The organism is Streptomyces sp. NPDC048057 (assembly GCF_040653095.1).
In the GTDB taxonomy this organism is placed as follows: Bacteria; Actinomycetota; Actinomycetes; order Streptomycetales; family Streptomycetaceae; genus Streptomyces.
Window position 1 is genome coordinate 176,922 of the sequence record NZ_JBEZNF010000019.1, and the last position, 6,577, is coordinate 183,498.

At 74.3% G+C, this 6,577-nt stretch carries 4 protein-coding genes; 3 read left to right on the top strand and 1 reads right to left on the bottom strand.

The genetic code is table 11. The annotated features are described in order from the left end of the window. Positions 1-308: 308 nt before the first annotated feature. Positions 309-1,499, bottom strand: a complete 1,191-nt coding sequence (locus AB0E05_RS23240) for an acetyl-CoA C-acyltransferase (RefSeq protein WP_361966464.1) — start codon at positions 1,497-1,499, stop codon at positions 309-311. A gap of 835 nt (positions 1,500-2,334) precedes the next feature. On the opposite strand from AB0E05_RS23240, the gene AB0E05_RS23245 reads away from it, so the two are divergent. The 3 genes from AB0E05_RS23245 (at position 2,335) to secD (ending at position 6,462) form a co-directional block, all read left to right on the top strand. Further along, complete coding sequence (locus tag AB0E05_RS23245) at positions 2,335-3,252, top strand: S1 family peptidase (RefSeq protein ID WP_361966466.1); 918 nt, start codon at positions 2,335-2,337, stop codon at positions 3,250-3,252. A gap of 176 nt (positions 3,253-3,428) precedes the next feature. Then, the gene (locus tag AB0E05_RS23250) at positions 3,429-3,857 is read left to right on the top strand and encodes a hypothetical protein (RefSeq protein WP_361966468.1); all 429 of its coding nucleotides are present in this window, start codon (positions 3,429-3,431) and stop codon (positions 3,855-3,857) included. A gap of 292 nt (positions 3,858-4,149) precedes the next feature. Beyond that, positions 4,150-6,462, top strand: coding sequence for a protein translocase subunit SecD (gene secD, locus AB0E05_RS23255; RefSeq protein WP_361966470.1), 2,313 nt, complete (start codon positions 4,150-4,152; stop codon positions 6,460-6,462). Positions 6,463-6,577 lie beyond the last annotated feature (115 nt).

Below are 6,577 nucleotides of genomic sequence, written 5' to 3' on the forward strand. Positions count from 1 at the left end.
GTGGTTGCGGCGCTGCGCGACGATCACACCGCATCCGGCGCACGGAGAAAGGGCGCACGGCACATGGCGTCCACTTGTCTCACGGGGAGCACGACGCCATCAAGGGGCGGGCCTCGCGCCCGCGCCCGCCTCACTCAGAGGCCGGGCGTTCCTGGTGTTGTTGGCCTACGGCCGACCCGGCAGTCACCTCGTGATCCTATCCGTCCGGTCCGCGGCGGGACAACCGGATATCCCGGTGCCGCAAAGGCGCCGGCACGGGCCGCCCCGTCCCGGCGCCACGGCCGCGGTGCGACCACGTTCGGTGCGGCTCAGCGCTCCAGGACGAGGGCCAGTCCCTGCCCGACGCCGATGCAGAGGCTCGCCACCGCGGTGCCGGTGCCCGCCGCGGCGAGCTGGTGGGCGACGGCTCCGGTGATCCTGGCGCCGGACGCTCCGAGGGGGTGCCCGACGGCGATCGCGCCGCCGCGCGGGTTGACCACGTCGGGGTCGAGCCCGGGCCACTGGCCGAGGCAGGCGAGCGCCTGGGCCGCGAACGCCTCGTTGAGTTCGAGGGCCGTCACCTCGTCGAGGCGACGGCCGGCCTTCTTCAGCGCCCGGTGGACCGCCTCCACGGGTCCGGCGCCGAAGTACTGCGGCTCGATGCCGGTGACGGCCGAGGCCGCGATCCGGGCGAGGGGTTCGCGGCCGGTGGCGCGCAGCCCGGCCTCGTCGGTGAGGAGCAGGGCGGCTGCGCCGTCGTTCAGCGGTGAGGAGTTGCCCGCGGTGACGGTGCCGTCGGTCCGGAAGACGGGGCGCAGCGCGGCGAGCGCCCCGGCGGAGGTGGTGTCGCGGATGCACTCGTCCCGCGGCAGGTCCACTCCGTCGACGGCGACGACCTCCGCGTCGTACAGTCCGGCCTCCCAGGCGCGGGCGGCCTTGCGGTGGCTCTCCAGGGCGAAGGCGTCCTGCGCCGCGCGGTCGATGCCGTAGCGGTCGGCGACGAGTTCGGCGCCCTCGCCGAGCGTCACGGTCCACTCCTTCGGCATCGCGGGGTTGACCATCCGCCAGCCGAGGGTGGTGGAGTGCATCTCCTGGTGAGTGGCGGGGAAGGCGCGGTCGGGCTTGGGCACGACCCAGGGCGCCCGGCTCATCGATTCGACGCCGCCCGCGACGGCCACGGAGGCGTCGCCGACGGCGATCGCGCGGGCGGCCTGGATGACCGCCTCCATGCCGGAGCCGCAGAGCCGGTTGACGGTGACGCCGGGGACGGTGACGGGGAGCCCGGCGAGGAGCACGGCCATCCGGGCCACGTCGCGGTTCTCCTCCCCCGCGCCGTTGGCGTTGCCGAAGTGGACGTCGTCGATGCGGGCCGGGTCGAGGTCGGGCGTACGGGAGACGAGCGCCCCGAGCACGCCGGCGGCCAGGTCGTCGGGGCGCACGCCGCTCAGCGCGCCGCCGTGCTTGCCGATCGGGGTGCGGACGGCGTCGACCACGTAGACGTCGCGGAGGCGGTCGGTCATCTCGGGCTCCTTGGGCGAGGGGATCGGGCGCGGCCTCGACGCGTACCGGGCGACCCGCGGTCGATCCGACGCGCCCGGCCGGCCGTGCGCCGGGTGAACCATCGTTCACCACCCGCCGACGAGTTTCGTTTCAGGGCCCATTCATGTCAATGATCAAAGGGGAGGCGGGGTTCGGACGTACGCCCACGGGGTGCTGCGGCAAACATCGATATCCGGACAGGGATCTCCGGTCGACAAACCACCACCCTTCACCCAACGCCCGCCCCGCGGCCGTGCCGGCCGATCGCACGCGCACCGCCGGACCGTTCCGCGCACCCCCGGGAGGGCGATCCGGCACCCGCACCCCCGACGACTTCGACGCGACGGCCCGAGCCGGCGGAACGACCCCGACTCCGTACCGAAAACCCCGTACCGCACCGGGCGTCGCTCCGCGCCGGCGAGCTCGATCGCCGTCGCCGCACTGAACAGCGAGGACGCACTTCGAGCCCGGCGCCGCGGCGACGGGCACCCGTCCGCACCCAACCGGCCACTACTGACTAGCGGTTCAGTGCGCCGCGAGTCACCATCACCCCCGTCCGCCGTCTCCGCGACACCACCGCCCCCACCGCGCCATGCAGCAGCGATCAACCCAAGCGGTCTACACCACTGCTGAACGCGCGTAGAGCGACCGAAAGACGTCCTTGCCCCGAATCCATCCGGAGTCCAGGCTTCCAACCACGTCGATTGACAGGCACATGACCGAAACGAGTTCGGTCCGCCGCACCTCACCACCTCGATCGGCGTCCGTTGCGGACCCGCCCCCCAACGGGTCCCGAACCCCACCGGAGGACGAGTAGTGAAGAAGCGCACTTCCCCCCACGGCGGCGTTTCCCGGCGCGTACGACTGCTGGCCGTCGCCGCGGGCCTGGTCACCGCCACGGCGCTCGCCGCTCCCGCCGCCGTGGCCGAGTCGGGCAGCAGCAGCGCCCGCGCCACCACCGCGCAGCTGGCCCAGGCCAGCGAGGCCGTGCTCGACGCCGACGTGGCCGGCACCGCCTGGTACACCGACGCCGCGTCCGGCAAGGTCGTGGTCACCGCGGACGAGAGCGTCTCGACCGCCGAGCTGGCCACGCTCAAGAAGGCGGTCGGCAAGCAGTCCGGCGCCGTGGAGGTCAAGCGCACCGACGGCACGTTCAACAAGCTGATCGCGGGCGGCCAGGCCATCTACGCCGGCGGCAGCCGCTGCTCGCTGGGCTTCAACGTCCGCAGCGGGAGCACCTACTACGCCCTGACCGCTGGCCACTGCACCAACATCGCCAGCACCTGGTACACCAACTCGTCCGGTACGAGCACGCTGGGCACCCGCACCGGGTCGAGCTTCCCCAACAACGACTACGGCATCATCCGCCACAACAACGCGTCCGCCGCCGACGGCCGCGTCTCCCTCTACAACGGGAGCTACCGCGACATCACCTCCGCCGGCAACGCGCGCGTCGGCCAGTCCGTGCAGCGCAGCGGCTCCACCACGGGGCTGCACAGCGGCTCGGTGACCGGTCTGAACGCCACGGTCAACTACGGCGGCGGCGACGTCGTCTACGGCATGATCCAGACCAACGTCTGCGCCGAGCCCGGCGACAGCGGCGGCGCCCTGTTCTCCGGCTCCACCGCGCTCGGCCTCACCTCCGGCGGCAGCGGGAACTGCCGCTCCGGCGGGGTCACGTTCTACCAGCCCGTCACCGAGGCGCTCAGCGCCTACGGGGTCAGCATCATCTGACCCGGGCACCCGGTCGACGACCGGCGCGGGCCGGTGGTCCCTCCCTCCGCGGAGGACCACCGGCCCGCGCCGCTTCGGCCCGTCCGCACCGCCGCCCACGGAGCGCGCTCCCCCGCACCCCCTTTCGTCGCCTACGCTGTGCCACGACGACAGGACCGAGCAGGAAGGGGGACGACGTGCAGCAGCGCGCACGCACGAGCGGCTTCCTCAGGCTCCCGGCCCTGCTCCTCGGGCTCTGCGCGGCCCTGCTGGTGCTGCTCGGCGCCGCTCCGAGCGCCCGGGCGGCCGTCGCCGCCGGTGCGACCCTGACCACTCCGGTCGGCGCGAACCCCGCCACTCCGGACCGGGCGGGCAATGCACAGCGCACCACGGTGCTGCGTCCGGAGAGCCGGCGTGCCACCAACACCGCCGTCGACCGGGTCGTGGCCTCCGACACGGGCAGCCGCCCGCCGACCGCACCGCCCGCGTCCGCGCATCCGCTCACCGCCCTCCCCCAGCCGCCGCTGCTGCGCGGCGAGCCGGTGGGGCCCCGGCAGGAGCGCGGCCCGCCGCAGCGCCACCAGGACTCCCCCAGCACCCGAGCACCGCCCGCCACCCGTTCCTGAGCCGTGTCCCGGGCGCCCCGTGCGCACCACGGCCCAGCAGATGGCGCTTCGGCGTCCGCCCCGCCGTACCCTCGGCCCGAGCCGTGTTGCTCGCCGACCGCGGCACCGGTGACGGACGTCGACCCGGCGCGTACCAGGAACCACCGCACCGCCACCCCGCGGCCCGGTCCGGCCTTCCCGTACGCGCCCCGCGGCGCACGGAGCCCGGGGTTCGTTCCCCGACGGCTCCCGTGCTCCGGTCCTTGACCGTCCGCAGACGCCCGGCGTCTGCGTGCTGCCCGTGGAGTCCCCCTTGTCGCCCCGTGGAACGTCGTCCCGTGCCACGTTCTGGCGCGCGCTCGCCGCGCTCGCCGTCGTCGCCGTATCCCTCTACGTCGCCCTGACCGTGTCGCCCCGCCTCGGGCTCGACCTGCGCGGCGGCACCCGGATCGTCCTGGAGGCCCAGGACTCGCCGACCGTGAAGGCCGATGCCGCCGCCACCGACCGCGCCCTGGAGGTGCTGCGGCAGCGGGTGGACGCCCTCGGGGTGTCCGAGCCCTCGCTCGCGCGCTCCGGCGACCAGCGCATCGAGGTCGAGCTGCCCGGGGTGCAGGACCCGAAGGAGGCGGCCGAGGTCATCGGCCGCACCGCGCAGCTCACCTTCCACCCGGTCACGGCGGCCTCGCCCGGACCGGCCGGGGCACCCGCGGCCGACGGCTCCCGCGTGCTGCCCGACCCCGACGTGCCGGGCGGCTTCCTCGCGCTCGCACCGCCCGCGCTCACCGGCGACGGCGTCAAGGACGCCGAAGCGATCCTCGACGCCCAGTCGGGCCGCGGCTGGACCGTCGACCTGTCCTTCAAGGGGAAGGCGGGCAACGACTGGGAACGGATCACCGGCGAAGCGGCCTGCGCCGCGCCGGGCGACCCCTCGCGGCGGGTCGCGATCGTGCTCGACGACCGGATCGTCTCGGCGCCCGGCATGGAGCAGAGCGTCTCGTGCGGCGCCGGCATCGCCGGTGGCTCGGCCCAGATCACCGGGGGCTTCGACGGCGACGAGGCCCGGGAGCTGGCCGCGCTGGTCAAGGGCGGCGCCCTGCCGGTGCCGGTCACGGTCATCGAGCAGAGCACCGTCGGCCCCACGCTCGGCGCGGACGCCATCGAGGCCAGCGCCTGGGCAGCGGTCATCGGCCTGGCCGGAACCGGGCTGTTCATCATCGCCGTCTACCGGCTGCTCGGACTGCTCGCCACGATCGCCCTCGGCCTGTACGGGCTGATCTCGTACGCCGCCGTGGTCGCGCTCGGCGCCACGCTCACCCTGCCCGGTCTCGCCGGCTTCGTGCTCGCCATCGGCATCGCCGTGGACGCGAACGTCCTGGTGTTCGAGCGGGCCCGGGAGGAGTATCTGAAGCCGACCCGGAAGCTCAAGCCCGATCTGCGCCGACCGTTGCAGATCGGCTTCAACAAGGCGTGGAGCGCGGTCGCCGACTCCCACATCACCACGCTGCTCGCCGCGGGCCTGCTGTTCGCCTTCGCCATCGGCCCGGTCAAGGGCTTCGGCGTGACGCTCGCGATCGGCGTCCTGGCCTCGCTGGTGTCGGCGATGGTCATCACCCGGCTGTTCGCCCAGTGGGCGCTCGAACGCTCCTGGGTGCGCGAGCGGCCCAAGCTGACCGGCATCGCCTCCCGGGGCCGGCTGCGCACCCGTCTGGAGGCTCGCCCGCCGCGGCTGATGCAGCACCGCAAGCGCCTGCTCATCGGCTGCGGCACCCTGCTGCTGGTGGCCCTCGCCGGCATCGGCGTCCGCGGACTGGAGTTCGGTGTCGAGTTCACCGGGGGGCGGGTGGTGGAGTACGCCACCGAGCGGCCCGTCGACGCCGACACCGCGCGCCAGGCCGTCGCGGACGCCGGCTTCCCGCGGGCCGTCGTGCAGGCGTCGGGCGACAGCGGCATCTCCGTGCGCACGGGCGAACTGTCCAACGAGGAGCAGCAGGAGATCCGCACCGCCATCGCCGACGTGGCGGGCGGGGCGACCGTCGAACGGGACGACATGATCGGGCCCAGCCTGGGGAGCGAACTGCGCACCCAGGCGCTGATCGCCCTGGCGGTGGCCGTCGCCGCTCAGCTGCTCTATCTCACGATCCGGTTCCGCTGGACGTTCGCCGCGTCGGCGGTCGCGGCGATGGTGCAGGACGTGCTGCTGGTGGTGGGGCTGTTCGCCTGGCTCGGCAAGCCCGTCGACAGCGTCTTCCTCGCCGCGCTGCTGACCGTCGTCGGCTACTCGGTCAACGACACCGTCGTGGTCCTCGACCGGCTGCGGGAGCTGCGCCGCGCCTCGCCGAAGGCCGCCTGGCCGGACCTCGCGGACAAGGCGGTGGCACAGACCCTGCCGCGTACGGTCAACACCGGCATGGGCGCGCTGTTCGTCCTGATCGCGCTCGCGGTGCTCGGCGGGGACTCGCTCACCGACTTCTCCGTCGCGCTGCTCGCCGGCGTCGTGGTGGGGGTGGCGTCCACGGTGTTCACGGCGATGCCGCTGGCGGTGATCCTCCAGGGGCGCCGCCCCGAGAAGGACCGCACCCGGCCCGCGCGGGCCAAGGAACGCGACGCGTCGGGCGCCGTGGTGTGACGCCTCGACCTGCCGGGGGGGGGCGGGGCGGGGGGGGCGCGCGCGGGAGGGGGGGGCGGGCGCCGGGGGTGGTGGATGGTGTTTTGGTGCGGCGGCTGCCCCCCCCCCGCGGGCG